The 936-nt window shown below is 65.5% G+C and carries 2 protein-coding genes; both read left to right on the forward strand.

The window, feature by feature from the left end:
• A partial coding sequence (locus tag NS365_RS23050) for a peptide-methionine (S)-S-oxide reductase (RefSeq protein WP_193753530.1) occupies positions 1 to 220 on the forward strand: 220 nt, incomplete at its 5' end.
• A gap of 256 nt (positions 221 to 476) precedes the next feature.
• The coding region (locus NS365_RS23055) for a BMP family lipoprotein (protein WP_153003930.1) at positions 477 to 936 on the forward strand (460 nt) is incomplete at its 3' end.

Raw genomic sequence — 936 nt, forward strand, 5'->3', positions numbered from 1 at the left:
GCGCGAGGCGGCCGAGCGCGCGAAGGAGGCCTATGGCGACGCCCTGCGCCAGGCCGGGCACCGTGACCCGATCACGACGGAAATCTTGGACGCGCCGGAGTTCTATTACGCCGAGACCTATCATCAGCAATATCTCGCCAAGAACCCGCGCGGCTATTGCGGCCTGGGTGGGACGGGCGTGAGCTGCCCCGTTGGTCTGGGCGCTGTTGCCGCAGAGTAAGGCAGTCAGCTTCCCAAACAGGCAAGTGGGAGGGATGCTCGAGGCAGCGCCCTCCCGCCGCTTCCCCTTCCGTTCAGGGAAGGCGCAAAGCTGCGTGGATTCACGGCGTTGCGTTGAGGATAACAGCGAATTTTAGGTGCGCGCGCGTGCGCTTCGTGCCAGTTTCCGCAATCGGAAGAGTCCGGCGGCCACAAGCCGGGCCAAAGCCGAGCGAGGCCACGCGCCTCGCCCCAGCAACAGGGATTGCGCGAAACCCATGAAGTCCATCCTCGCCGGCCTCTTCGCCGCCTGCCTCGCCTCCGTCGCCGGCCCTGCGCTCGCGGCCGACCTCAAGCCCGCCGTGATTTTCGACCTCGGCGGCAAGTTCGACAAATCCTTCAACGAGGCCGCCTTCAATGGCGCCGAGCGGTTCAAGGCGGAGTCGGGCACGCCCTATCGCGAGTTCGAGATGCAGAACGAGACGCAGCGCGAGCAGGTGCTGCGCCGCTTCGCGCGCGACGGAAACTCGCCCATCATCGCGGTCGGCTTCGCGCAGCAGGCGGCCGTGACGAATGTCGCGAAGGAATATCCGAACCTCCAGTTCGCCATCATCGACACGGTCGTGGATCTGCCGAACGTGCGCTCCATCCTCTTCAAGGAAGAGGAAGGCTCCTATCTCGTCGGTATGCTCGCGGCCATGAAGTCGCAGACCGGCACGGTCGGCTTCGTCGGCGGCA

It is taken from the genome of Aureimonas ureilytica, from assembly GCF_001475935.1.
Taxonomy (GTDB): Bacteria; Pseudomonadota; Alphaproteobacteria; order Rhizobiales; family Rhizobiaceae; genus Aureimonas; species Aureimonas ureilytica_A.